This window comes from Streptomyces sp. NPDC088246 (assembly GCF_044741025.1).
Taxonomy (GTDB): domain Bacteria; phylum Actinomycetota; class Actinomycetes; order Streptomycetales; family Streptomycetaceae; genus Streptomyces.
Window position 1 is genome coordinate 52699 of the sequence record NZ_JBIURV010000024.1, and the last position, 24872, is coordinate 77570.

The 24872-nt window shown below is 71.1% G+C and carries 22 protein-coding genes and 3 pseudogenes; 12 read left to right on the plus strand and 13 right to left on the minus strand.

Translation table 11 applies throughout. The annotated features are described in order from the left end of the window. The first annotated feature begins 4 nt into the window (after positions 1 to 4). Both ACIPEK_RS29335 and ACIPEK_RS29340 read left to right on the plus strand, forming a co-directional pair. On the plus strand, positions 5 to 964 hold the full coding sequence (locus ACIPEK_RS29335) for a DMT family transporter (protein ID WP_402001965.1): 960 nt from the start codon (positions 5 to 7) through the stop codon (positions 962 to 964). Positions 965 to 975: 11 nt separating this feature from the next. Continuing rightward, positions 976 to 1716 carry a polysaccharide deacetylase family protein gene (locus ACIPEK_RS29340; RefSeq protein ID WP_402001968.1) on the plus strand — a complete coding sequence of 247 codons (741 nt, stop codon included), beginning with the start codon at positions 976 to 978 and terminating at the stop codon, positions 1714 to 1716. Positions 1717 to 1765: 49 nt separating this feature from the next. Here ACIPEK_RS29340 and asnB read toward each other — a convergent pair whose 3' ends face one another. Beyond that, positions 1766 to 3613, minus strand: a complete 1848-nt coding sequence (gene asnB / locus ACIPEK_RS29345) for an asparagine synthase (glutamine-hydrolyzing) (RefSeq protein ID WP_402001971.1) — start codon at positions 3611 to 3613, stop codon at positions 1766 to 1768. A gap of 333 nt (positions 3614 to 3946) precedes the next feature. Next, positions 3947 to 5782 carry a helix-turn-helix domain-containing protein gene (locus ACIPEK_RS29350; RefSeq protein ID WP_402002173.1) on the minus strand — a complete coding sequence of 612 codons (1836 nt, stop codon included), beginning with the start codon at positions 5780 to 5782 and terminating at the stop codon, positions 3947 to 3949. A 422-nt stretch (positions 5783 to 6204) separates the two neighbouring features. Here ACIPEK_RS29350 and ACIPEK_RS29355 point away from each other — a divergent pair, with 422 nt between their 5' ends. From ACIPEK_RS29355 to ACIPEK_RS29365, 3 genes and pseudogenes are all read left to right on the plus strand, one after another. Then, positions 6205 to 7497 carry a hypothetical protein gene (locus ACIPEK_RS29355; protein WP_402001974.1) on the plus strand — a complete coding sequence of 431 codons (1293 nt, stop codon included), beginning with the start codon at positions 6205 to 6207 and terminating at the stop codon, positions 7495 to 7497. A 188-nt stretch (positions 7498 to 7685) separates the two neighbouring features. Continuing rightward, a pseudogene (locus ACIPEK_RS29360) lies at positions 7686 to 8111 on the plus strand (carbon-nitrogen hydrolase family protein); the annotation flags it as partial. A gap of 49 nt (positions 8112 to 8160) precedes the next feature. Then, positions 8161 to 8412 (plus strand): hypothetical protein, encoded by a 252-nt coding sequence (locus ACIPEK_RS29365; protein WP_402001977.1) that lies wholly within the window; start codon positions 8161 to 8163, stop codon positions 8410 to 8412. Here ACIPEK_RS29365 and ACIPEK_RS29370 read toward each other — a convergent pair. The 5 genes from ACIPEK_RS29370 to ACIPEK_RS29390 all read right to left on the minus strand — a co-directional run bounded on the left by ACIPEK_RS29370 (position 8409) and on the right by ACIPEK_RS29390 (position 14743). After that, the gene (locus ACIPEK_RS29370; RefSeq protein WP_402001980.1) at positions 8409 to 8978 is read right to left on the minus strand and encodes a GNAT family N-acetyltransferase; all 570 of its coding nucleotides are present in this window, start codon (positions 8976 to 8978) and stop codon (positions 8409 to 8411) included. The genes ACIPEK_RS29365 and ACIPEK_RS29370 overlap by 4 nt on opposite strands. Before the next feature lie 598 nt (positions 8979 to 9576). Then, positions 9577 to 10521, minus strand: coding sequence for an LD-carboxypeptidase (locus tag ACIPEK_RS29375; RefSeq protein ID WP_402001983.1), 945 nt, complete (start codon positions 10519 to 10521; stop codon positions 9577 to 9579). Next, positions 10518 to 12506 (minus strand): prolyl oligopeptidase family serine peptidase, encoded by a 1989-nt coding sequence (locus ACIPEK_RS29380; protein WP_402001986.1) that lies wholly within the window; start codon positions 12504 to 12506, stop codon positions 10518 to 10520. Before ACIPEK_RS29380 ends, ACIPEK_RS29375 begins: the two co-directional genes overlap by 4 nt. A gap of 22 nt (positions 12507 to 12528) precedes the next feature. Beyond that, entirely contained in the window at positions 12529 to 13917 is a 1389-nt protein-coding gene (locus tag ACIPEK_RS29385; protein ID WP_402001989.1) for a M20/M25/M40 family metallo-hydrolase, read from the minus strand. Continuing rightward, complete coding sequence (locus ACIPEK_RS29390) at positions 13910 to 14743, minus strand: M55 family metallopeptidase (RefSeq protein ID WP_383071416.1); 834 nt, start codon at positions 14741 to 14743, stop codon at positions 13910 to 13912. Before ACIPEK_RS29390 ends, ACIPEK_RS29385 begins: the two co-directional genes overlap by 8 nt. Before the next feature lie 207 nt (positions 14744 to 14950). Between ACIPEK_RS29390 and ACIPEK_RS29395 the strand changes: the two genes are divergently transcribed. From ACIPEK_RS29395 to ACIPEK_RS29405, 3 genes are read left to right on the plus strand one after another with little or no spacing between them, the layout of a single operon-like run. Then, positions 14951 to 15895, plus strand: a complete 945-nt coding sequence (locus ACIPEK_RS29395) for an ABC transporter ATP-binding protein (protein WP_402001993.1) — start codon at positions 14951 to 14953, stop codon at positions 15893 to 15895. Beyond that, complete coding sequence (locus tag ACIPEK_RS29400) at positions 15892 to 16866, plus strand: ABC transporter permease (RefSeq protein WP_402001996.1); 975 nt, start codon at positions 15892 to 15894, stop codon at positions 16864 to 16866. The genes ACIPEK_RS29395 and ACIPEK_RS29400 overlap by 4 nt, the downstream gene beginning before the upstream one ends. Before the next feature lie 45 nt (positions 16867 to 16911). Beyond that, positions 16912 to 17316, plus strand: a complete 405-nt coding sequence (locus ACIPEK_RS29405; RefSeq protein WP_402001999.1) for a GntR family transcriptional regulator — start codon at positions 16912 to 16914, stop codon at positions 17314 to 17316. Between the two features lie 55 nt (positions 17317 to 17371). On the opposite strand, the gene ACIPEK_RS29410 is transcribed toward ACIPEK_RS29405, so the two are convergent. Further along, positions 17372 to 17929 carry a DinB family protein gene (locus ACIPEK_RS29410; protein ID WP_402002002.1) on the minus strand — a complete coding sequence of 186 codons (558 nt, stop codon included), beginning with the start codon at positions 17927 to 17929 and terminating at the stop codon, positions 17372 to 17374. A 31-nt stretch (positions 17930 to 17960) separates the two neighbouring features. Between ACIPEK_RS29410 and ACIPEK_RS29415 the strand changes: the two are divergent. Next, positions 17961 to 18067: pseudogene (locus ACIPEK_RS29415) on the plus strand (RacP protein); the annotation flags it as partial. 55 nt (positions 18068 to 18122) lie between these two features. Here the strand turns inward: ACIPEK_RS29415 and ACIPEK_RS29420 are convergent. The 4 genes from ACIPEK_RS29420 to ACIPEK_RS29435 are packed head-to-tail and all read right to left on the minus strand — an operon-like array spanning position 18123 to position 21755. Continuing rightward, on the minus strand, positions 18123 to 19316 hold the full coding sequence (locus ACIPEK_RS29420; protein WP_402002005.1) for an ABC transporter permease: 1194 nt from the start codon (positions 19314 to 19316) through the stop codon (positions 18123 to 18125). Further along, positions 19313 to 20032, minus strand: a complete 720-nt coding sequence (locus ACIPEK_RS29425) for an ABC transporter ATP-binding protein (protein ID WP_402002008.1) — start codon at positions 20030 to 20032, stop codon at positions 19313 to 19315. Before ACIPEK_RS29425 ends, ACIPEK_RS29420 begins: the two co-directional genes overlap by 4 nt. Next, positions 20029 to 21105 (minus strand): peptidoglycan-binding protein, encoded by a 1077-nt coding sequence (locus tag ACIPEK_RS29430; protein ID WP_402002011.1) that lies wholly within the window; start codon positions 21103 to 21105, stop codon positions 20029 to 20031. Before ACIPEK_RS29430 ends, ACIPEK_RS29425 begins: the two co-directional genes overlap by 4 nt. Beyond that, the gene (locus ACIPEK_RS29435) at positions 21102 to 21755 is read right to left on the minus strand and encodes a hypothetical protein (protein ID WP_402002014.1); all 654 of its coding nucleotides are present in this window, start codon (positions 21753 to 21755) and stop codon (positions 21102 to 21104) included. Before ACIPEK_RS29435 ends, ACIPEK_RS29430 begins: the two co-directional genes overlap by 4 nt. Before the next feature lie 135 nt (positions 21756 to 21890). Between ACIPEK_RS29435 and ACIPEK_RS29440 the strand changes: the two genes are divergently transcribed. From ACIPEK_RS29440 to ACIPEK_RS29450, 3 genes are read left to right on the plus strand one after another with little or no spacing between them, the layout of a single operon-like run. Next, positions 21891 to 22583 carry a response regulator gene (locus tag ACIPEK_RS29440; RefSeq protein ID WP_402002017.1) on the plus strand — a complete coding sequence of 231 codons (693 nt, stop codon included), beginning with the start codon at positions 21891 to 21893 and terminating at the stop codon, positions 22581 to 22583. 20 nt (positions 22584 to 22603) lie between these two features. Further along, positions 22604 to 24124, plus strand: a complete 1521-nt coding sequence (locus tag ACIPEK_RS29445) for an ATP-binding protein (protein WP_402002020.1) — start codon at positions 22604 to 22606, stop codon at positions 24122 to 24124. Then, entirely contained in the window at positions 24121 to 24615 is a 495-nt protein-coding gene (locus tag ACIPEK_RS29450; protein WP_402002022.1) for a hypothetical protein, read from the plus strand. Before ACIPEK_RS29445 ends, ACIPEK_RS29450 begins: the two co-directional genes overlap by 4 nt. A gap of 19 nt (positions 24616 to 24634) precedes the next feature. On the opposite strand, the pseudogene ACIPEK_RS29455 reads toward ACIPEK_RS29450, so the two are convergent. Next, positions 24635 to 24814: pseudogene (locus ACIPEK_RS29455) on the minus strand (MerR family DNA-binding transcriptional regulator); the annotation flags it as partial. Positions 24815 to 24872: the final 58 nt, after the last annotated feature.

Sequence of the window (24872 nt, forward strand, 5' to 3'; positions counted from 1 at the left end):
CGACATGAACGTTCTCGCCGTGATGCTGGCGCTGTCGGCGGCTCTCGCCAACGGCGCCGCATCCGTGCTGCAACGGCGGGCCGCCATGGAGCAGGTGGAGTTCGAGGCAGCGGGCGGCAGACCGGATGTGCGGCAGGCGGTGCGCCGATTGGCGCAGCTGGTACGCCGTCCCTTCTGGCTGGCCGGTGCGTCGGCGCTCGGGCTGTCGGCGGCCTTCCAGACGGGTGCGCTGGCGGTCGGCAGCCTGTCGGTGGTCCAGCCGCTGATGGCGAGCGAACTCCTCTTCACGCTGTTGCTCGGCACGGCGGTCTTCCATCACCGTCCGGGTGGCAGGACGTGGATGTCGTTCCTGATGCTCGCCGCGGGGCTGGCGCTCTTCCTGGCCGCCGCCGGCCCGTCGGTGGGTGAGGCAACGGGACAGGCCGGCACATGGCTCGCTGTGGGCGTCTGCGCCGCGACGGCGACGGCCGCGCTGACCCTGCTCGCCCGGCCCCTCGAAGGCGCTGCCTGCGCCACGGTGCTGGGCTGTGCCACCGCCGTCTCCTTCGCATGCACGGCCGCACTGATCAAGGAGGTCACGGGCCGGATCCCGGAAGGTGCGGCCGCGGTCTTCACCACGGGGTACCTGTACGCGATGTGCTGCGCCGGTCTGTTGAGTCTGTTGCTGCTCCAGAGCACCCTGCGTGCCGGGACACTCGCCGCCTCCCAGCCGGCGCTCACCCTCGGGGACGCGCTGCTGGGCGTGGTACTGGGGAAGGCACTGTTCGATGAACGGATCGCGCTGGGCGTTCATCTGCTGCCGGCCACGCTCGGTGCCTGCCTGATCGCTGCCGGAACGGTGGGCCTGTCGCTCTCGTCGGCGGTCGCGGGTCACTGGGACTCGACGAGAGGGAACGACGACGCGACGGAGCAGGCCCGACCGCAACCGATGGCCGACAACGACGAAGGCGCGGAATCCCGATGAATCCCCGGCCCATGAGGCTCCCCCCTGCGTTCCGTGCCCCACTGGCCGCGTCGGCGCTGGCGCTGACCGCTCATGTCGCCCCCGCCGGCACCTGGCTGCCCGGTTTGCGGCGCAGGTGTTTCCCCTCCCTGGCCGGCCTCGGACACCCCCGCCACATCGCCCTGACCTTCGACGACGGCCCGGATCCCCGCTCCACCCCGCACTTCCTCCGCGTATTGGACCAGTTGTCCACACGCGCCACGTTCTTCGTGCTCGGGGAGAGTCTTCTGCGCCATCCGGAGCTCGGCCGCGACATCGTCGGCCGCGGACACGAACTCGCCGTTCACGGATGGACACACAGCCGCCCATGGCTTCCCACCGTTGTCCGGGACACACGCGAGGTCTCGCGCGCAGCCGAGGCGGTACGAAGGATCTCGGGCGCCCGGCCGTTGTGGTACCGGCCTCCCTACGGAATCCTGACCGGTGGCCGCTGGACCGCGGCCCTGCAGTCCGGGCTGAGGCCGGTGCTGTGGTCGGCCTGGGGCCGGGACTGGACCGAGGGCGCGACCCCCGAGAGGGTTCTGGCGACCGTGCGCAGCGGACTGCGGGGCGGCGGCACGGTCCTCCTCCACGATGCCGACCTGTCGGCGTCCGGCCGGTGGCGGCCCGCACTCGCGATGCTGCCGGAAATGATCAGCGGCCTTCGGGCCGAGGGGCTGACCGTCGGCCCGCTCGTCGACCACGGCCTCACGCCCCTGCGCCGGGTCGGTTGAGTACGTCGACCCCGATGGGCCGCGCGCCGGGCCGGAGGCGGCGGACCGCTCAGCCGAGGTCCACCTCCGGCTCGTACATGTCCAGCCACATCGCGAGGTCCAGGGTACGTTCCAGGCCGCGGCGGGACGCCGAGGTGATCCGGGGCGCATCGTGGTCGGCGACCCGCTGCAGCCGGGCGCGGTCGATGAGGTCGAAGACCCGGTGGTCCGGGCGTGCGAGGAGGTCGTGGGCGTGCTCCTGGAGGGCGACGGCGTACTTGGGGTCCTGGGTCGACGGATAGGGGCTCTTGGTCCGCTCGTACACGGACCGGGGAAGCAGATCCGCTGTCGCCTCACGCAGCAGGCTCTTCTCCCTGCCGTCGAAGGACTTCAGGGCCCAGGGAGTGTTGTAGACGTACTCGACGAGCCGGTGGTCGCAGAACGGCACCCGGACCTCCAGGCCGACGGCCATGCTGGCGCGGTCCTTGCGGTCGAGCAGGATGCGTACGAACCGCGTCAGGTGAAGATGACAGATCCTGCGCATGCGGTACTCGAAGTCGCTCTCACCGGTGAGCCGCTCGATGCCGGCGACGGCGCGGTCGTAGCTGTCGCGGATGTACGTCTCCAGGCCGAGGGCCTGGTTCACGTCGTCGCGGAGCATGCCCGCGTCCTCGCCGAAGTGCTCGGCGAACCGCACCAGCCAGGGGAAGGTGTCGGCGTTGCGGGCCTCCTCGTCGAAGAACTGGAGGTAGCCGCCGAAGACCTCGTCGGCCGACTCGCCGGACAGTGCGACGGTCGAGTGTTCGCGGATGGCCCGGAAGAGCAGATAGAGCGAGGCGTCCATGTCGCCGAGGCCCATCGGGATGTCCCGGGCCCGGATCATCCGGGCGCGTACGTCGGGGTCGGCGAGGGTGTTCGGGTCGAGCACGATGTCGCGGTGGAGGGTACCCGCCTGCTCGGCCACGTCGTGCACGAACGGGGTGTCGGGGGTGGTGCGCAGTTCGTCGGCGACGAAGTTCTCGGTGCGTCCGACGAAGTCGACGGCAAAGGTGCGGACCTTCTCGCCGCTCTTTGCGAGCTGCCGGGCGGCGAGCAGGGTGACCGCGGACGAGTCGAGGCCGCCGGAGAGCAGGACGCAGCGGGGTACGTCGGAGACCAGTTGGCGGCGCACGATGTCGTCGAGCAGTGACCGTACGCCGGCGATCGAGGTGTCCCGGTCGTCCGGGTGCGGGCGGGTCGTGAGCTGCCAGTAGACGTGCTTGCGCAGGCCGCCGCGGTCCACGGTGACGACCGTGCCGGGCTCCACCTCGTACATGCCGTCCCATACGGCGTGGCCGGGGTTCTTGACGAGGGTGAAGAGCTCCCGTAGTCCGTCGAGAGTCACCCGGGGCCGGGCCACGGGATTGGCGAGGATGGCCTTGGGTTCCGAGCCGAAGAGCACTCCGTCGGGCGTCGGCCAGTAGTAGAAGGGCTTGACGCCCATCCGGTCGCGGATCATGACGAGCTTGTCGTGGCGGCTGTCCCAGAGGGCGAAGGCGTACATGCCGTTGAGCCGTTCGGCGACGGACTCGCCCCACTCCAGATAGCCGTGCAGCACGACCTCGGTGTCCGAGTCGGTGATGAACCGGTGCCCGCGGGCGGTCAGTTCGGTACGGAGTTCGGTGAAGTTGTACGCCTCACCGGAATAGACGAGGGCGACTTCCCCCTCGGGGGTGCCGACGGTCATGGGCTGGCGTCCGCCGGGCAGGTCGATGATCGCGAGCCGCCGGTGTCCGAGCCCCACGTGATCGGCGATCCAGGTCCCCCGGTCGTCGGGGCCCCGGCAGGACATGGTCTCCGTCATCGCGTCCAGCGTCGCGACGTCCTCGGCTGTCCGCAGGTCACGGTCGAAGGAGACCCAGCCGGTGATGCCACACATACGCGTCCTCCCGATTCGGTCCCGGCCGGGAAAGCGTTCGTACGCACGGTGCCGTCCCCCGGGCGGCGTGCCGAAAGCGAAGGCCCGGCAGAACCAGTTGTATTTAGCAGCTATGTAACGAGCCTCTGCCTGCGATTGCGTACGGTCAACACGGTCGTTACATCGACAGAGGCCGGCCCCTCATACTTTCGGCCGCCATTTTTCCCTTCCTATACGGGGTACTGCGCTCCGCAGCCCGTACGGGAAAGGCCGCGGGCGCGGCGGGCGGCCCGAATCGGCCACGGGCAAAGACTTGGCCAATCCGGGGTGGGCCAGTGGGGTGCACCCCGCGGGTCAGCAGACGGTCCGGTACCCCACATCGGGCAGATGCGCCTGCCATTCGTTCTTCGAGAGACCGCCCCGGGAGCGTGAGCAGACGGCGGCGGCCGCCAGGGACGGAGCGAGCGGGTAGGTGCGCACGGCGGTGTACGGGGTGGTGACGCGGAGCCGGCTGTCCTGTGCGGCGAAGGCCAGCGCCAGCACGGGCCCGTCCGCGGCCGGCAGCGGGGCCCCCTGGGAGCCGGGGTCCTCGGTGCTCCACATACGCACGGAACCGTCGGGTGAGCCGACGGCGACGGACCGGCTGTCGGCGGAGAACGCCAGGGCCGGTTGCGGGAGCCCGCCGTCGGCGCCGGGAGCCAGCACGGCGAGGCGGCGGCGCCCCGCCCCGTCCCACAAGGTGACGCGTCCGAAGAAGTCGGCCATGGCCAGGTATTGGCCGTCCGGGCTGTAGTCGGCGGTTGCGACAACGCTCTCGCCCCGCAGGACCCGCCTCGCCCGGCCCGACTCCGGCTCCACCGACTGACCCAGCTCCGTGAGGAACCTGCCGTCCGGGGCCGTCGCCACCACGGAACCGTCACGCTTGCGGTACACGGTGGACCAGGCGGGGTCACCCTTCAGTTTCCCGACCTCGATGGTCTCGCCCGCGGCGGAGGAACGGGATACGGTCACCGACCGGTCGTCGAGTGAGATGCCGACCAGGTCGCTCACCTGCAGCAGGGATCCATGAGGGTGAACGGAGACGGTCGTGGGACCGGACTGATGGGCGAAGGTGCGGCTGTCCGGGCTGAATGCCATCAGGCGGCCGCAGCCCTCGCAGGACGGTCCGGTGAACACGGCGTCCTGCCGGCCGGTGGCGGCTGCGGGCCGTCCGACTGGGCCGGCTCCCTGGATTCCGCCGATCGCCTCGTATGCGGCCAGTGTGAGTGTCCGGCCCCGCCGTCGCCGCCATACCTCCAGCAGGGCGTGGGACATCAGCGGCAGGCCGCCCGGCTCGTCCACGACCTCGGCCACGAGCCGGGCGGTCAGGGCCCGTTCGACCACCAGCCGTTCCGCGGAGGCCGGGCCGACGATCGCTTCGCGCAGCTGCGCCGGAGCCATCGGGCCGACCAGCACGGTGGCGTCGCGCAGGGCGAGGGCGAGGGCGTGGTGCTCGGCGCACCGGCCGAAGAAGTCCGCACGTACGGCGACGAGGACCCGCAGGCGGGATGCGGGATCGCATGCGGCGAGCAGCAGATCGATGAACTCGGCGCGCTCGGCCGGATCGTGGCAGAGCGCGAAGACCTCCTCGAACTGATCGACCACGATCATCGTGTCGCCCCCGGCATCCGGCTCCGTCGAGGGGGTGAGCAGCTCGCGGTGGGTGCGGGCCGGGTGCTCCCCCGGGGTGAGAACGCGGATCACGGCCAGGGGGGTGCCGGAGTCGGTGCGCAGGGCCGGGATGAGACTGGCCCGCAGCAAGGACGACTTGCCGCTGCCCGATGCGCCGACCACGGCGGCGAACCGGTGCCGCCGGGTCAGCTCCCGTACGTCGTCGGTCAGCTCGTCCCGTCCGTACAGCGGGTCTCCGGGCTCGAACCGGGCGAGCCCCGGGTAGGGCGCGCCCGCCGTCCCCTGCTCCTCGGCTGCGGCCGGCTCCGATGAGGCGGCTGCGCGCCAGCGCTCCTCCCAGTGCGCGGCCTCGCCGCCGCAGGCCGCCGCATAGGCGAGGGCGACGGGCAGCGACGGCAGGCGCTCGCCGGCTGCGGCGGCGGAGAGTGTGGGCGCCGAGAAGGGCGCGTGCCGGGCCATCGCACGGTAGGTGGGGCTGCCCGCCCGGTGGCGGAGTTTGCGCAGTTCATGGGCGAACATCTGCACCGCACCGGCGGCGGGATCCACCGGTTTCTCCGGACGTCCCACCCCGTGCCCCCACCGTCGAGTTACCGAACCGGCGATCACGCTATGCGCCGTCGAGTTGTCTGCGCAACGGCGCTGAACAGCGCAAATGAAATTGATTGGCACCGCCTGCGGGGGCTGCCCATCAATACGACGGACGATCGGCTGAGCGAGAGACCTCTCTTCGGACGGAGCACGTCATCTCTCTCATCCAGCGCACCGCCCCCGTCGTCGATTCGCGAACGGAACATCTCCCGCAACCGGTCCGGAGCGCCCTGCGCCGGGCGGTCCCGTGGGCCCCCGGCCTGCCGGCCCTGCTCATCGGGGTCTGGGGAATCCGCCGCCAGGACACCCTGTGGGGAGACGAAGCGGTCACCTATGAAATGTCACATCGGAGTGTGCCGCAGATCTGGCACACCCTGGGCCATGTCGACGTCGTGCACGGCCTGTACTACCTGATCATGCGGGGGGTGTTCGGCCTCTGGGACGGCGGCCTGGTGGCGCTGCGGCTGCCGTCGGCACTGGCGGTCGCCGCGGCGGCGGTCGGCGTCGTACGGCTGGGGCAGCGGCTCGGAGGGACGTGGACCGGGCTGCTGGCGGGCCTCGTCCTACCGCTGCTCCCGCCGGTGCAGCGGTATGCGCAGGAGGGCCGGTCCTACGCCCTGGTCTGTGCACTGATCACGTGGGCGAGCTGCCTGCTCGTCGCCAACCTCTCCCGGCCGGGAAGACGTGGCTGGGTGGCGTACGGCGCGGTGATGCTGACGGCCTGTCTCCTCCACGAGTTCTCCGTACTGATGCTCCTGGCCCACGGCGTGACCGTCTTCCGGGCGCGATTGGCGCGGTCGGTGACGTGGGCGTGGAGCATCGCGGCGGGTGGCGTGCTCGCCGGCCTCCTCCCGCTCGCCGCCTTCAGTACCACGCAGTCCGCGCAGGTGGACTGGATCGGCACGCCGGACGCCGGGGACGTGCTGGGCTTCGTCGCGACGGCCCTGCTGGGCGTCGCCTTCGCCCGCTTTGCCGGCCGAGCGCGCGGACCGATCACATTGTCCGCGCTCGCGCTCCCGCTGCTGATCCTGCCCAGCACGCTGCTCATGCTGACAAGCCCGCTGCATCCGTTGTACGTGGACCGTTACGTCCTGGCCTCCGCCATCGGCTTCGCGCTCCTGGCGGGCTCGATGCTCGACCGGCTCCGGCAGTCGGCGCGCGATGCCGGAACAGTGCAACGTGTGGCATGTGCTGTGGCAGTGGCCTCGGTGCTCGCCACCCTCGTACCCGTGAGCACCGCGCTGCGGAAGCCGGGGAGCCGCAAGAACGACGCGGTCGCGATTGCCCGGGCAGTCCAGGACATCGCCGAGCCGGGAGACGGGCTGCTGTTCATGCCGTCACGCAGGCGCGTATGGACGCTGGCCCGGCCGGACTCCTTCCGGTCCCTGTCCGACCTCGCTCTGGAACAGACCCCCGTCTCCTCCAACACACTGTTCGGCAGGGAACTGCCAGCGGACCGGATCCGCGAGCGCATCCTGACCAGCGCACGCGTCATCGCGGTGCGCGACCTGGATGGCCAGCCCCTGGACGCGAACGCGCCCGAGGCGGTCAAGCGCTCCACCCTCGACGCGCACTTCGAGGAATGCGCGAGCCGAACGGTCACACAGGCGCGCATCACCGTCTATGCCAGACCCGGCCAATGCTGAACCGCACCGGCTGAACCGGTCCGGGTGACCGGCTCGGCCGACCGCTCCGTCCGACGGACCCGGCCGGCTCCTCGGGTTGAGCTGCTCCATAGGCTGGTCACGACCTTGTTCGCGTCGGTGACCTGTGGTGTCTCCCCGGGCGGTCCGCCCCCAAAGTGCCCGGCCGACCGGCTGATCCGGAGTACTTCGTGCCCGTACCGCTCACTGTCGCCGTCGCCCAGCCCGACTGTGTTCATCTCGACGTCGCCGCCAACGCCGTAGTCCATGCGGAGGCGATCGGCCGGTCGGGGGCACGGCTGGTCGTCTTCCCGGAGCTGTCGCTCACGGGCTACGACCTCGCCGCTCCGGCCGTGTCGCCCGACGACTCCGGTCTGCGGCCGATCGTCACAGCGTGCCACGAGGCGGGGGCGACGGCCCTGGTCGGGGCGCCGGTGCGCGCCGCGGACGGGCGTGAGTACATCGCCACCCTGGCCGTCACGGGCGAGGGCGTGAGCGTCGTCTACCGCAAGATGTGGCTGCACGGCGAGGAGTCCGACCGCTTCGCCCCGGGAGAGAAGCCCGAGGTCCTGGTGGTCGACGGCCTGCGGCTGGGGCTTGCGGTGTGTTACGACGCCGCCGTTCCCGAGCACGCCGCCGCCACCGCCGCAATGGGCATCGACGCGTATGTCGCGAGCACCCTGTACGGCCCCGGAACCCGAGCAGGCCGCCCGGCGCGACGGCCACATGAACAGGGCGGCGCTCGCCCATGGTGTGTGGGCGGTGCTGGCCACCGCGGCGGGACCGAGTGGGGTGTACGCCCTCACGTCGGGCGGCTCCGGCATCTGGGCACCGGACGGAACCCCGGCCGTGCAGGCCGGGCCCGGGCCCGCCGCTGTGGTGTCCGCGACCGTGGGTACGGCCCGGCCCGGGTCCTAGACGCCGTCCTGGCTCAGCATCTCGGCCGTGATCGCCCACCGCTCGTGGTCGCGCCAGGCTCCGTCGATGAAGAGGAAGTCCGGCGAGAACCCCTCCAGGCGGAATCCGGCCCGTTCGACGAGGGCGAGCGAACCCTCGTTGCCGGGCTGGATGTTGGCTTCGAGACGGTGCAGCCTGAGCGGCCCGAAGGCGTACCGCAGGACCAGTCCCAGCCCTTCGCTCATCAGGCCGCGCCCCGACGCATGGGCGAAGGCCGCGTATCCGAGCGCGCCGCACCGGAACCCGCCGCCGACGATGTTGTTGATGTTGATGAACCCCGCGATCCTGTCACCGGCCCCACCCTCGCCGCCCCCGCGTTCGCAGACCAGGAAGCCCGCCTTTGTGGGATCTTCGATCAGCCGGCCCGCGTAGACGGCGTACGCGCGGGCGTCGCCGGGCGGGAAGATCCAGGGACTGTGCATGTCCCGGCTCTCCCTCGCCCGGGTGGTGAACTCTTCGGCATCCGCCTGGGTGTAAGGGCGGATCGCCGTGCGCGGTCCCTGGGCCAGATGTACGTTTTCGGACATCCGGCCAGCCTAGAACGTGCGGTCAACCCGTCGCGTACGTGATTCCCCGGACCGGGCCTTCGGGGCTGTCCCCGACGGCGCAGCAGAAGTGGTGGAGCTTGCCGCCGCTGGAGATGAGGCCCGGCTTGTGTGCGTGGCGGTCGTCGATGTGCCCGGACGGGCCGATGTCGACGAGGATCTCGTCGCTTCTGCGCCAGTGCCGCAGGTCGCCCTAGAACGCGGCACCCTCCCGGGCGTGCCCGTCGCTGCAGTTGCCGAAGTGACACGAAGACCTCCACACCGAGGGCGCCTTGGACCGACCGGCACATGGGGGGTGGGAGAAGGAGCGGGGCTAGGTGCGTGCAGCTGCAAGGCGGAGGAGGGAGGCAACGCGAAGGGGGTCCCCCCATGCCTTCAGGGCTATGGGGGAATTGTCGACTGACGACAACGCCGCGGGTGTGCGTGCCCAGCCTCGCGACGCCGCCCCCCATGTGCCGGTCGGTCTTACCAACCAGTGAGTAACTGACCGCGCTCATGCCGTGACACGTGTCATAGCTATGTCAACGCTCGGGGCGGAGATTCCTGAAGGATGCTCAACTTCTCCGCGACTCAGGGCCGTTCAGACCAGCGCGGGCACCTCGACGGTGAGCGTGGCGGGGCCGCCGTCGGCCGGCGCGTCCAGCACGGCGGGCACGCCGAGCGGAATCGTGAGCGCCGTCGGTCCGTGCCCGAATCCCAGTTCCTCGACGACGGGTACGCCCAGGGGGCCGAGCCGGTCGGCGAGGACCGCCCGCACCTTCTCGTACGGACCGCAGCCCGCCCAGGAGCCGCAGGCCACCCCGGCAATCCCGTCGAGCGCACCGGCTCTCAGCAGTTGGGTGAGGATACGGTCGATGTTGTACGGGTCCTCGGTGGTGTCCTCGATCACCAGCAGACCGCCCCGGGCGGACGTCCGGGCGAGCGGGGTGCCGATGTCGGCGGCGAGCAGGCTCACACAGCCGCCGTAGGTGATGCCGCGTGCCCTGCCGGGGACCAGCACTCGCGCCGCGGGCAGGCCGAGGGTGCGTACCGACTCGGGCTCGAACAGGGTGGCCCGCAAGGACTCCTGGGTGTCCGGGTCCTTGAGGAAGGTCTCGGTGCCTGCCATCGGGCCGTGCAGGGTGGCGAGCCCCATGCGCTGGGCGAACGCCTCATGGAGCACGGTGACGTCGCTGTAGCCGATGAACACCTTGGGGCCGGCCGCGCGCATCGCCGCCCAGTCGACCAGGTCGACCATGCGGTGCACGCCGTACCCGCCGCGGGCACAGATCACCGCGTCGACGGATGGATCACACCAGGCTTCCTGGAGGTCCCGGGCCCGCACCTCGTCCGTACCGGCGAGGTAGTCCAACTCCGGGTGCACGTAGCGGACATGCGGTGCTTCCACGGGGTCGAGTCCCCAGCCACGCAGTACGTCGAGGCCCGCCTCCAGGCGGTCGGCGGGCACCGGCCCGCTCGGTGACACGACGGCGACCCTGGCACCCGGACGCAGTCGGGCGGGGCGGGTCAGGGGGGCGAGGGTCACTTCTTCAGCTCCAGCCGCGGTACGTCGGGACAGTCGATGCCGAAAGTCTGGCCGTACAGGGAGAGTTCCGCCTCCAGGGCGCGGATCATGGTGTCGGCGCGCCGGAACCCGTGCCCCTCCCCCGCGAAGGTGAGATACGCGTGCGGGATGCCGCGCCCCTCGACCTCGGCCAGGAACCGCTCGCACTGGACGGGCGGGCAGATCGGATCGTCCAGCCCCTGGAGCAATAGGAAGGGCGTGGTCAGACGGTCGGTGCGGGTGACCGGCGACCGTTCGCGGTAGCGCGCCGGGACTTCGGCGAGCGGGCCCACCAGGGACTCCAGGTACTGCGATTCGAAGTCATGGGTCTCATCCGTGCCCCAGCCGGTCAGATCGAGGATGGGGTAGATGATCGTGCCGCAGGCGTAGACATCGGTGCCGGTCAGCGAGGCGGCGGCGGTCCAGCCGCCGGCGCTGCCGCCCCGGATGGCGAGCCGCCGGCGGTCGGCCGTGCCCTCGGCGGCCAGCGCTTCGGCGACGGCCGCGCAGTCCTCGACGTCGACGACGCCCCACTGTTCGCGCAGCCGGTTGCGGTAGGTCCTGCCGTAGCCGGTGGAGCCGCCGTAGTTGACCTCGGCGACGCCGATACCGCGCGAGGTGAAGTAGGCGATCTCCAGGTCGAGGACGAGTGCGGCATGGCCGGTGGGGCCGCCGTGCGCCCAGACCACATAGGGTGGCAGTTCGCCGTCGGGGCCGGCCCGCTCGGGGCTCCGCGGCGGGTAGATGTGGGCGTGGATCTCCCGGCCGTCGGGCCCGGTGAAGGTGCGGTCCTGGGGCTGCGGGTAGTAGGCGGGGTCGACGGCGTCCTCGTGCGGTGTGCCGATGATCCGGGTGCGGCCGGTCGCGGTGTCCAGCTCGACGACCTCGTAGGAGCTGTACGGGCTCGCGGCGATGCCGACGATCCGGCTGCCGTGCACGGCGAGCGACTCGGCCCATTCGGTCCAGGGCCCGGCGACGTCGACGAGTTCGCCGGTCTCCGGGTCGAGGATGCCGAGCGTGGTGGTGCCCCGGCCGTGGACGGTGGCGATCAGGCCGTTCTCCAGGGGCCGGAACCAGCTGAGGCCGATCTTCCAGAGCGGTCCGGCGAACTCCTGTTCCCGGGGGCAGAGCGCCACCGCGCCCCGGTGCGGGTCGGCGCGGTACAGGTTCCACCAGCCGCTGCGGTCACTGGCGAAGAGGAGTTGTCCATCGGCGCCCCATTCGATCTGCGGCACCGACTCCTCGGGGCCGCCACCGAAACTGCGGGTGTGGTGGAAGGTACCGTCCTCGGCGACGTCCGCGAGCATCACTTCGGTGCCGTCCCACGGCATCCGCGGATGGTCCCAGGCGATCCAGGCCGCCCGGCGCCCGTCGGGCGAGAGCTTCGGTCCGGTGACGAAGCGGTGTCTGTCGTCGGTGAGTTCACGCACCGCGGAGCGGTCGTCGGCCGCCGAGCCGTCCAGCGGTACGGCGGCGATCACCCGGCGCAGATCGGTGGGTGATTCGCCGGTGAACTCCTCCAGGACGCACCAGACTTCGCCCTGCTCGCCCCGGTCGAGGCGGAGCTGCGGGTCGACCCAGCGCAGTCCGCCGCCGACGGCCGAGACCGGGGTGAGCGGCCAGGGTTCGCCGGGCCCGTCGGGGGCGTATGCGTACAGCCGCTGGTCGGCGAAGTCGACGAAGACGACCAGCGGGCCGCCCTCGGCGCGTTCGGCCCCGGCCCAGGGCTGTCCGCCGTACTCGATGACCCGGCTCCGTACGTTCCACGGAGCGGGCAGGACACAGGTGCTGGTCCCGTCCGCCCGGCGGCGGATCAGGGCGCGGCGGCCCGCCTCGGCGGGGCGCGGTTCCGTCCACCACACCTCGTCGCCGACCACGCCGACGTACTCCGGACGGCCGTCGTTGGAGGCGGCCAGTCGTGCGTCGATAGGTGACGGCCACGTTCCGTGGGCCGCTGTCGACATCATGATCAATTCCCCCCGTACCGGGTCAGGCCGTGCGCAGATAGTGATCGAGGACGCGGACGCCGAAGTGCAGTGCCTCGACGGGGACGCGTTCGTCGACGCCGTGGAACAGCGCCTGGTAGTCGAAGCCGGCGGGCAGCTTCAGCGGTGAGAAGCCGTAGCCGGTGATGCCGAGCCGGGAGAACTGCTTGGCGTCCGTGCCGCCCGACATGCAGTACGGCACGACATGGCCGTCCGGGTCGAAGCGTTCGACGGCGGCGCGCAGCTTCGCGAAGGTCGGGGAGTCGACCGGGGCCTGCAGCGGGACCTCGCGGTGGTGGAACTCCCAGTCGACATCGGGTCCGGTCAGCCGGTCCAGGGTGGTGTGGAACTCGTCCTCGCCGCCGGGCACCATCCGGCCGTCGATGAAGGCGGTGGCGTGGCCCGGGATCACATTGACCTTGTACCCGGCCTCCAGCACGGTCGGGTTGGAGCTGTTGCGGACGGTCGGCTCGACCAGCGCGGCGGCCGGCCCGAGCTTGCCGAGGAGCTCGTCCACGTCGAAGCCGGGGGCGTCGAGGTCGGGACGGATGCCGTGCAGCGCGGCGATCTCGGTGAGTGCGGCGCGCGCGGTCGGGGTGAGCCGGACCGGCCACCGGTGCTCGCCGATCCGGGCGACGGCCGCGGCGAGTGCGCTGACCGCGTTGGCCTTGTTGACCTTGGAGCCGTGCCCTGCCTTGCCGCGCGCGGTGAGTTTCAGCCAGGCGGTGCCGCGCTCACCGGCTGCGATCGGGTAGAGCGGCATGTCCTGACCGGCGTGGAAGGTGAAGGCGCCGGATTCGCTGATGCCCTCCGTGCACCCTTCGAAGAGTTCGGCGTGCCGGTCGGCGAGGAAGCCGGAGCCGTCCTCGGCGCTGGCCTCCTCGTCGGCGGTGTACGCGATCACGATGTCGCGGCGGGGCCGGACACCGGTCCGCGCCCAGGCCCGGACGACGGCCAGGACCATCGCGTCCATGTTCTTCATGTCGATGGCGCCGCGGCCCCAGACGACACCGTCGCGGACCTCCCCGGAGAAGGGGTGCACGGTCCAGTCGGCGGCCTCGGCCGGGACGACGTCGAGATGGCCGTGTACGAGCAGGGCGTCGGCGGACGGGTCGGTTCCGGCGATCCGGGCCACCACATTGGTGCGTCCCGGGGTGCGTTCCAGCAGGGTGGGTTCCAGTCCGGCGGCGGCCAGCCGCTCGGCGACGTACTCGGCGGCCGGGCGTTCCCGGCAGTCGCCGCCGCCGCGGTTGGTGGTATCGATCCGGATCAGTTCGGAAGTGAACTTCACCGATTCATCGAGCGCCCGCTCGTCGACGCTCTCGGCGCTCTCGGCGCTCTCGGCGCTCTCGGCGCTCTCGGCGCTCTCCTGGGGGTGGGTCGCCTCAGCCATACTGTTCCTCCACGGCGGACGACACGATCGTCGTCACCGCCTTGAACGTGCGGATACCTTCGTACATCGTCGCGCTGGTGTAGGCGACGCGCCGTTCACCGCTGGGCGCCACGCCGGGAACCACGGTGGCCGCCGCGGCCAGATGCTCGGCGTCGAACTCCAGCTCGACGGTGAAGGGGCCGCCCTCCACCGGGGTGTGCCGTACGGCGAGCGCGGTCGCGTCCTTGGCCGCCGCACGGATGTCCGCGGCGGTACGGGCCGGGGTGCGGCACACCGCCGCGTACCGCGACACATAGTCCTTCACGGCGACCTTGCGGGCCCCGGGGGCGTACCCGTCCGCGTCCACGCAGGTCAGGTCGTCACCGGTGACGAGGACGACGGGAACGCCGTACTCGGCCACGACATGCGCGTTGAGGAGCCCCTCGCTGGCCCGGGCGCCGTTGAGCCAGACCCCGGTGATGGAGTTCGCCAGATACGTGTGGGCGAGGACCCCTTCCGTCCCGGCGCCCGTGTGGTAGCCGACGAAGGCGATGGCATCGACGTCGCCGTGCTGGATGCCCTCCACCATGGAGAGGGACTTGTGCCTGCCGGTGAGCATCTGGACCCGGTCGTCGAGCTGCTCCAGCAGGAGGTTGCGCATGGACCAGTGGGCCTCGTTGATGAGCACCTCGTCGGCGCCGCCGTCGTAGAAGCCGAGCGCCGCCGCGTTCACGTCGGAGGTGAACATGGAACGGCACCGCTCCCACTGGGGGGTGCCCGGCAGCACATCGGCCGGCCAGGTCACGCCGGTGGCGCCTTCCATGTCCGCGCTGATCAGGATCTTCATGCGGGCTCACGCTACGCGCCGAAGAACCGCCAGGCCAGAGCCACAGAAACGTTCAATGGTCCAGTCCTCCGAAGAGAGTGTTTCCTGCACCCCGAACAGGTGCATTCCGGACGCCGCGGCGCCCGGGCCCGCTTGCGTCGCCTTGACAGCCCTCCTTCGCCAAGACCATGATTCCATTAATTGACTAATGGAATTGAGGGGAAGTGCATGGCAGACGCATTCACTCCGGGCAGCGCGTCCGGCGCATGGGCGCTGGAGGCCCGCGGCCTGGGTAAGCGCTACCGTCGCGGCTGGGCGCTGCGCGACTGCTCGTTCCGGCTGCCGGCCGGGCGGATCTGCGGTCTCGTCGGTCCCAACGGGGCAGGGAAGAGCACCCTGTTGGGGCTCGCGACCCGGCAGGTGCAGCCGACAGAGGGTGAACTCCACGTCTTCGGTGTGCCCGTGGACGATCCCGCGGCGATGCCGAGATTCGCCTTCCTCGGGCAGGACAAACCTCTGTTCAAGCGGTTCACCGTGGCGGAGACGCTGCGTCTGGGCAGCGAGCTCAACCCCGGCTGGGACATGGCCGCGGCGGAGCGGATCGTACGGTCGGGCCAGGTGCCGATGCACGCCCGTATCGGCACTCTCTCCGGTGGTCAGCGCACCCGAGTCGCATTCGCGCTCGCCTTCGGCAAGCGGCCCGACCTGCTGCTGCTCGACGAGCCGATGTCCGACCTCGATCCGCTGGCCCGCCACGACATGAGTGCCCTCCTGATGTCGGAGGCCGTGGAGCGCGGCACCACGGTGGTGATGTCCTCGCACATGCTGTCCGAGCTGGAGGACATGTGCGACTACCTGCTGGTCCTCGCCGAGGGCAGAATCCGGATGGCGGGCGACGCGGACGCCCTCGTCCCGGCCCACGCGCTGGTCACGGGACTCGCCACCGGCGGGGACCCGGCCGCCTCGCTGGCTCCCCACACGGTGGTCGAAGCCCGTGTCCAGGGCAGGCAGTTCCACGCGCTGGTGCGGCCGAACGGCCCACTGTCGGGTGACTGGGTGGTCGCCGAACCCAGCCTGGAGGAAGTGCTGCTGGCACACCTCCGCTCGTCGGACGCACCCCCGTTGTTCACGCCCGGTGCCCGCATCGAGGCCGAAGGGATCCACACCTCATGAGCGCCACCCTGACCGAGACGCCCCGAACCGGACGGGTGCCCGGACCCCGTCTGCTGCGCGGGCTGAACTGGCTCGTCGTACGTCAGCACCGGGCCGCACTGCTCACCGTGCTCGCCGTGACGGTCCTCGGCCCGGTCTGGATCGCGTACCAGCGCGGCCGGATGAGTCAGACCCTCGAAGCCGCGGGCTGGCCGGAGAAGGAGCTGGCGCAGCCGACCTTCGCCTCGACAGGACTCGGTCTCACCGTCACGGCCCTGAGCGCGCTGCCCGTGATCCTCGCCGTCTTCCTCGGCGCCCCACTGATCGCGGGCGATCAGGAGCACGGCACCGCGCAGCTGGTCACCACCCAGTCCGTGTCCCGCCGTCGCTGGCTGACGACCAAGCTCCTCTGGTGCTACGCGGCCGTGGTCGTGTCCGGCGCGGTGCTCTCGGCGTTCTTCACCTGGTGGTGGAAGCCCTACCGTTCGGTGTTCCCCAGTCTGTGGCCGGATGGGCCGGTCTTCGACAACACCGGTCCGGTGCTGCCCGCGCTCTGCCTCTTCCTGACCGCCGCCGGCATCACCATCGGCCTGCTGCTGCGCCGTGTCCTCGCGTCCATGTTGGTCACGTTCGTCTTCGCCGCGATCGTCGAGGCCGTCTGGGGCGAGATGCGCGTACATCTCGCGCCGTCACGCATGCTCACCTACCCGCTCGACGGCGACATGCCCGCACGGCTGAACGAGTCGCACGAGCTGGACCGCTGGATCGGCTCCGCCGACGGCCATCTCTACGGCTGGGGGCTGTGCGCCAAGACCACCGAAGCGGCCTCGGACGCCTGCATCAAGGAGCACGGCATCGTCAACAACGTCGTCGAGTACCTCGGTTACGACCAGATGGCGTCCATGCAGTGGACCGGGGCAGGCATCCTGCTCGCGGCCACCGCCGTGCTCACCGTGTTCACCCTGTGGCGGGTGTCCCGGAGCCCCCTTTAGGACAAACCGCCGCAGGTACGTATCGTTTCGGCAGTTCAAAGGGAGGTGAAGACGGTGGTCGTATTCCGGATCGACAGACGCAGCGGAGTGGCGACGTACCTCCAGATCGTGCGCCAGGTCGAACAGGCTCTGCGGATGGGTGCCCTGAAGGAGGGCGACCGGCTGCCCACGGCCGCGCAGGTCGCGGCGGAGACCAAGGTCAACCCGAACACGACGCTCAAGGCGTACCGCGAGCTGGAGCGCGCAGGCCTCGCCGAGGTCCGGCAGGGAGCAGGCACCTTCATCACCCGGTCCCTCGCCCCGGCCCAGGATGGCCCCGACTCCCCGTTGCGCACCTCGCTCGCCCGGTGGCTGGACGAGGCACGGTCTCAGGGGCTCAGCGGCCAGGAGGTCACCGCCCTGTTCCGCTCGGCCTATGCGGCGGTGTATCCGTCCGAGACGGACGGCTGAGGGACGGCTGAGGGACGGTTTCGTACTCCTCGCGCCGAGGAGTACGAAACCGCGCTCAACCCGACGCCGGATAGTCGCCCGTGGCGCCGTCGGTCCGTTCGCGCAGCAGGTCCGCGTGGCCGTTGTGGCGGGCGTACTCCTGGATCATCACCAGGTACACCCAGCGGAGGCTGACGAGCCGGCCACGGGTCGTCGACATGAATGTCTCGTCGAGACCGTGCCCCGCCACGGCGGCCTCGCATGCCTCGACCTCGGCGCGGAACGCGGCGAAGTCGCGTTCCGCGTACGCGGCGTCGACGCCGTCGATGCCTTCGTCCCCGTCGTCCGGGCCGGTGAAAACGTCACCGATCGACTCACCCGCGAAACTCCGCCGGAACCACCAGCGTTCGATCTCCGCCATGTGCCGTACCAGGCCGAGGAGAGTGAGGTTCGACGGCTCGGCGGCGGTGTGCGCCAGCTGCGCCGGGTCGAGTCCGGCGCACTTGGTGAGCAGCGTCTCCCTGTGCCATCGGAGCCAGCCTTCCAGCATGGCTCGCTCGTCCGCGGTGCTCGGGACGTTCAGCTGGTCGCCGTCGACTGTCGTGCGTTCGATGCGAGGTGTCGTCCATGTCATGGCAGCCATCCTCACACCGGCCGCGACGCGGCTGGAGGCATACGGGAGTGCCGTGCTCTCCGAGAAGCTCGCCGAGTTCCGCCGGTTCATCACCGGCACGGTCTCCCCACACGTCGCCGCCCACCGAACGATGAGTGGGGCAAGTGGGGCGTACGGGGCGCCACCTCAAGAGGGCACCCCGTACGCCGCCGCCTCACGTCGCGTTCAGAGCCACCGTCGGGTGGAGACGGGAGGCGCGGATCGCCGGATAGAGGCCCGCGACCACGCCGATCAGCAGGGTGGCGGCCAGGCCGCCCGCCAGGGACCAGAGCGGGACCACCGCCGTCCACCCCTGGACCCGCGCGAAGCCGTATGTCGCCGCCGCGCCCAGCACCGCGCCCGTCGCCCCGCCCAGCGCCGACAGCAGCAGCGACTCGGTGAGGAACTGGAGCCTGATCGTGCCCCGGGTAGCGCCCAGCGAGCGGCGCAGGCCGATCTCCTGGCGGCGTTCCAGGACGGAGATGACCATGGTGTTGGCGACGCCCACACCGCCGACCAGGAGGGCCACCGCGCCCAGGCCGAGCATCAGGGTCGTCAGGCCCTCGTCGGTGGCGGCCTTGGCGGCCAGCGCGTCCGAGGGGCGGGAGACCTTGACGCCCCCCTCGTTGCCGGGGCTGATGGTGCGGGCCAGGATGGCCCGTACGTCCTCCACCGAGGCGTCCGTGGAGCGCTCGAAGATGGTGGTGGGGTGGCCGTCGAAGCCGAAGTAGCGCTCGGCGGCGGGGAATCCGACCATGGCCACCCGGTCCAGGGTGGGGACCAGTTCGAGCGGTTTGAGGATGCCGACGACGACCACGCGTGTGTCGTTCATCATGATCGTCTCGCCGGAGCGGGTGATGCCGAGGCGGTCCGCCGCCACCGCGCCGAGGACCGTCGTCGGGAGGCGTTCGCCGACCGGATTCAGCCAGACGCCCTTGTCGACCTCGCCGCCGAGCGCGGACAGCAGGTCGATGCGGGCCGCCTGGGTGGTGACGCCGGCGGTGCGCTCCTCGGGTACCACGTCGCTGCGGCGGATGCGGGCGTCGACGTCGGCGGTGGCCGTGGCGTGCTGCACCGGGCCGACGCGCTCGACCATCGCGACCGCGTTCTTGGGGAGCTTGATCGGCTGTCCCATGGCGTCCTCGCCCGCCTCGGCGGTGAGGAGGTTGGTGCCGAGGCGGTCGAGCTGGGCCATCAGGTCCGCGCGGCTCGACTCGGACAGGCCGACGACCGCGACCATGGTCGCGATACCGATGGCGATGCCGAGCGCCGAGAGCACCACGCGCGCGCGACGCGCGCGAAGGCCGACCGCACCGACGCGGAGGATGTCGCGGGGAGAGAGGCGGGAGGGCTTGAGGCTGTTCTTCATGAACCGGCCTCTTCCGTACCCGAGGCGGAGCGCGCGCCGGAACGCGAGTCCGAGACGATCTCCCCGTCCTTGAAGCGGACCCGGCGCGGCAGCGAGTCCGCGATCTCGTTGTCGTGGGTGATCACGCAGATGGTGGTGCCGGACGCGTTCAGCTCGTGGAGCAGCTCCATGACGATCTCGCCGGACGCGGTGTCCAGCGCCCCGGTCGGTTCGTCCGCCAGCAGCAGCCGGGGGTCTCCCACCAGGGCGCGGGCGATGGCCACGCGCTGCTTCTCACCGCCGGACAGCTCGTTCGGCGTGTGCGAGTAGCGGTGGTCCAGCCGAACCTTGGCGAGCGCCTCCCGCGCACGCGTGCGCCGTTCCTTCAGCGGTACGCCCGCGTACAGCAGCCCGTCGGCGACGTTGTCCACCGCGTCGCGCCCCGCCGCCAGGTGGAAGTGCTGGAACACGAAGCCGATGTGGCGGGCCCGCAGTGCGGAGAGCCGGGAGTCGGAGAGCTTCGACACGTCGTACCCGGCGACCCGGACGGTACCCGTGGTGGGCTTGTCGAGGGTGCCCATGACGTTGAGCATGGTGGACTTGCCGGAGCCGGACGGGCCGACGACGGCGAGCAGTTCGCCCTCCTCGACAATGAGGTTCACTCCGCGCAGGGCGTGGACGCCGCCGGGGTAGGACTTGGTGGCGTCCCGCAGTTCGATCACCGGGGCCGGCGTCATGATTTCGCCACTCCGACCTTCATGCCCTCGCGCACGTCCGGGCCGCTGACCTCGATCTGTCCGTCGGTGGTCATGCCCGTCTCCACCCGCACCATCTTCGAGGTGGCGCCCTGGACGACTTGGAGGCCGTAGCCGCCCATCTCGCCGCGCAGGGCGACGACCGCCTCGACGGGGACCGCGAGGACTCCCTTGTGCGCCTCGCTGACGAACTTCACGCTCGCCGACGCCTTGGCGTCCTCGCCGGACGCGGCGCTCGCCCCGCCGTCCAGGACGACCTCGACGGTGATGCCGTTCTGCGCGGCATCGCTCTCCCCGGCGGACGCCTCGGGGCGAACCGTCCGGGCCACCTTGCCGGTCGCCGTCTTCCCGCTCGGCAAGGTGACCTCGACCTTGGTGCCCCGGGAGGTGAGCGCGCCGTCGCCCTGGTCGAGCTGCGCGCGGACGACCGGCTTGGTGGAGGCGACCGTCAGCACGGGCGTGTCCGGGCCGACCTGGTCGGCGAGCGCCGCGTCAGCGGTGACGACCTTGACCCGGTCGGGCTGGAAAACGACGTCGCCCTTGCCGACCTTGCCGGTGGGCTCACGGTTCAGCGACTTCTGCCACCGCTTGACGGCGGCCTCGGTGTCCTCGTCGTACTGCGTGTCGATGTACAGGTTCGCCCCGTACCCCAGGTCGCGCAGATTGCGCTCCAGCTGGAGTACGTCGCTGCCCCGGTCGCCCGCCTTCATCTCGCGGAACATCGGGACCGGGCCGTAGAGGAGGGTGACGGGCTTGTCGTTCAGCTCGTACAGTGCCTGCCCCATGGTCAGCGTCTTCCCTTCGGATGCGGCCACCGTGACGGTGCCCTCGACGGCGGACTTGACGGGGCGGCGCTGGGCGAAGTCGAGCTTTCCGTCGACCGTCTTGGACTGCACGAGGTCGGTGCGTACGACGGTCGCGGTGGCGGGCGGCAGGTCGCCGCCCCTCCCGGAGGCGCCCGCGTCGCCGCCGTCGCCGAGGAACAGGACTCCCCCGGTGACGGCGGCGGCGACGGTCACCGCGCCGAGCGCGAGGAAGGCGGTGCGGTGCTTCACTGCATGCCGTCCAGACCGTCGAGCAGCTTCGACTTGCACGCCTCGCGGGCCTGCTTGTACGACGGCGACTCCGGGTCGATGGACGGGGACCCCGGGTTCGGGTCGCCGCCGGGAATCGCGTTACCGCCGCTCATGGTCGGGTTCGTGAACTTGGAGACGCCGTTGTCCCGCATGCACTTGGCGTGCGCAAGCATCGACTCGTAGTCCTTCTGCTGGTCGCGCTTGGGCTCGGCCGTCATGGCGGCCTGCAACTCGGTGACGCAGGCACCGTCCTTGCCGCCCTTGATGCCCGCGTTGCGGCCCGGCTGGGAGCCGATCTCGTTGACCTTCGTCCAGTCGAGGTGCCCGCTGAGCTTGGGGTCGGGGAAGTCCTTGTAGCCGCCCTTGGTACGCATGCACTGGACGTACTTCATCTGGGCGTCGTAGAAGGCGCTCTTGCCCGCGGGCTGGGTGCTCGCCTTGTTCCCGCCCTTCGCGGCGCCCGCGGCCGGAGCGTCCGGCACGTCGGCGATCACGTCGTCCTTCTTCGCACCGCCGGCGCTGTCGTCACCGCCCCCGCAGGCGACGGAGAAGGCGAGTACGGGCACGGCCACGAGGGTGGCCATGCGCAGCCGGGCGGGGGTTCGGGGGTTCGTTTTGAGGAAGCTCATGCGCTTCACGTTCGCCGCCGCAGATGATGGCCCGTCCATGACCACATGATGGGAACGTAACAATGCCCCCGACCTGCGCGTCCACCCCCAGTACGGAGTAGGCGGAAACGGTCCCGTGTGCCCATAATCGGCCCCATGCCGCATGTACTGCTCATCGAGGACGACGCGTCCGTACGGGACGGAATGGAGCTCGTGCTGCGCCGTCACGGATACGGCGTGGACACCGCCGCCACCGGCGAGCAGGCCCTTGCCCTGCTGGCCGGGGAGCGGGGCGCGCGGGTCGAACTGGCCGTACTGGACCTGATGCTGCCCGGCATGGACGGCTTCGATGTGTGCCGCCGCATCCGCGCCCGCTCGGCGACCCTGCCGGTGATCATGCTGACCGCGCGCGGCGACGACTCGGACATCGTGACCGGCCTGGAGGCGGGCGCCGACGACTACGTCGTCAAGCCGGTCACCGCGCCCGTCCTGGAGGCCCGCATCCGGGCCGCCCTGCGGCGCGCGGAACCGTCCGCACGACAGCGTTCGGACGCCGATCTCGCCGGGCTGGTGATCGACCGCGCCGGGCTGACCGTCACCAAGAACGGCACACCGGTCGCGCTGCCGCCCACCGAACTGCGTCTGCTGCTGGAACTGTCGGCCTCCCCCGGCCGGGTCTTCAGCCGCGAGCAGCTCCTCGAATCCGTCTGGGACCACACCTACCTGGGTGACTCCCGGCTGGTGGACGCGGCGGTCGGACGGCTGCGGGCCAGGCTCGAGGACGTACCGGCCAAGCCGCGGTACGTACAGACCGTGCGGGGCTTCGGCTACCGCTTCGGGCCACTGTGAAGCGTACGGACGAAGCCGCTGTGAACCGTACGGACAAGGGCGAGCGCGGCGTCGCCTCGAAGCGGCGCTCCCGGCGGCTCGTCGGCGGGCTGCGCGTCCGGCTCGTCGTCACCTTCGTCGTCGTCGCCCTGATCAGCGCGGTGACCGCGACCGCCCTCGCCTACCGGGACGCCCGTACCGCCGTCCTCCAGCGCACCCAGAACGCGGCCGTGAACGACTTCCGGGAGCGGGTCAGCGCGGTGGCCGCCGACTTCGACGTACCGCCCGACCAGCAGTCGCTGTCCCGGTTCGCGGCGAAGGTGTCGGACGGCATCGGCGGGAAGATCGTGGTCGCCCGCTACCAGGACCTCACCGCGGTCTCCGACTCGTACGCCGACACGGAGGACCGGATCACCGTCGAGCTGCGCACCGCCGTCATGACCGGCGACGACGCCCAGTTCCAGCGGGTGCAGTGGCGGGGCGAGCCCTACCTGGTCGTCGGCACGCCTGTCACGTTCGCCGACGGGGACCACCGCACCTCCGGCCTGGAGGTCTTCACGATCACCGATCTGCGGGCCGAGCGCGACGACACCGCCGCCCTGCTGGACTCCGTACAGAAGGGCATCGTCCCGGTGGTGCTGCTGGCCGCCGTCCTGGCGCTGCTGGCCGCGGGGACGGTCCTTCGTCCGGTACGGAAGCTGGGCCGGGCCACCCGCGAGCTCGCGGCCGGAGACCTCGGCAGCCGGGTCGCCGTCACCGGGCACGACGAACTCGCCGACCTGGCAACGACGTTCAACGAGACCGCCGACGCGCTCCAGGCTTCCGACACGGAACTGCGCGAGCAGGAGGCGAAGGCACGCCGCTTCGTGGCGGACGTGTCGCACGAACTGCGCACGCCCCTCGCGGCGATGACGATGGTGGCGACCGTCCTGGAGGAGGACGCCGACCAGCTGCCGCCGGACGCGGCGCGGGCGGCCCGTACCGTCGGCGCGGAAACGGCACGGCTGTCCCGGCTGGTCGAGGACCTGATGGAGATCTCCCGCTTCGACGCCAAGGCCGTACGGCTGAACGCGGCCGAGACGGACCTCGCCGACACCGTACGGGCGTCGCTGGCACTGCGCGGCTGGACCGACCGGGTGCAGACGCACCTCCACGAGGGCGTACGGGCGGTGGTCGACCGGCGCCGCATCGACGTGATCGTCGCGAACCTGGTCGGCAACGCACTGCGGCACGGAGCCCCGCCGGTCACCGTGACCCTCAAGACGGCCCGCGAGGCCGACGGGGAGTGGGTGACGCTGGAGGTCGCCGACCACGGTCCCGGGCTGCCGCCGGGGGCTCGGGAGCGGGTCTTCGACCGGTTCTACAAGGCGGACGCGGCCCGCACCCGTGGCACGGCCGACGACAGCGGACAGGGCAGCGGTCTCGGCACGGCGATCGCACTGGAGAACGCACGGCTGCACGGCGGCACGATCGACGTGGCCGACGTGACCGATGGACCACAGCGCGGCGCGGTGTTCACGCTGCGGCTGCCCCTGCGACGCACAGGAGAGGGCACGGAATGAACGTCCGGCAGGCGGTCGTGATCGCCGCGCTGGCGATCGCTCTCGTGGGCTGCGGCGTCCAGCCGACCGGAGTGATAGGCGCGGGCGAGCCCGCGTCCGGGCTGACGCGCGGCATGCGGCTGTACTACGCGTCCGCCGGTGGGCTGCGCGGAGTGCCCCTGCTCGACAAGGAGGTCACGGACCTCAACGCGGTGGTGAAGCTGCTCCTGTCGGGGCCGCCGCCCGCCGAGCAGCGCGAGGGGCTCACCTCTCTTGTCCAGCTCCCCGGCTTCTCGGTGACCGGAACGGGCACCCGCGTCACGGTGCGCCTCGACGGCCGCTATGCGGAGTCGGGACGCGACCAGGGTACGGGCCAGCTGGTGTGCACGCTGGCGCGCGCCCAGTCCGTGCTCGACCCGAAGGTCAGGACCGACGACGTCGAGGTCACCCTGCGGCCGTCCGAAGGCGCCGCGCTGGGCCCCTATCGGTGTGCGGAGTTCCTCAACACGTGAGACGCGCAAGCGAGTTCGCCTTGCCCACGGATGCGGGCCGGTCCAGGTCCCTGTTGCTGAAGCGGCGCCGGCCGGCGTGCGACCGCTCCACCTGCGGCATCAGACCGATCCGCTCGTACCAGCGCGGAGTGTGAGCCCTGAGCCCGATGAACCGGGCGACCTCGCTGATCGTGCAGCGGTCCTGGCCGTCGGGTCGCAAAGGGGCCGCGAACGTCCAGGGGCGGCGGGGACTTCACGGGGGGTGCTGTCGATCACCG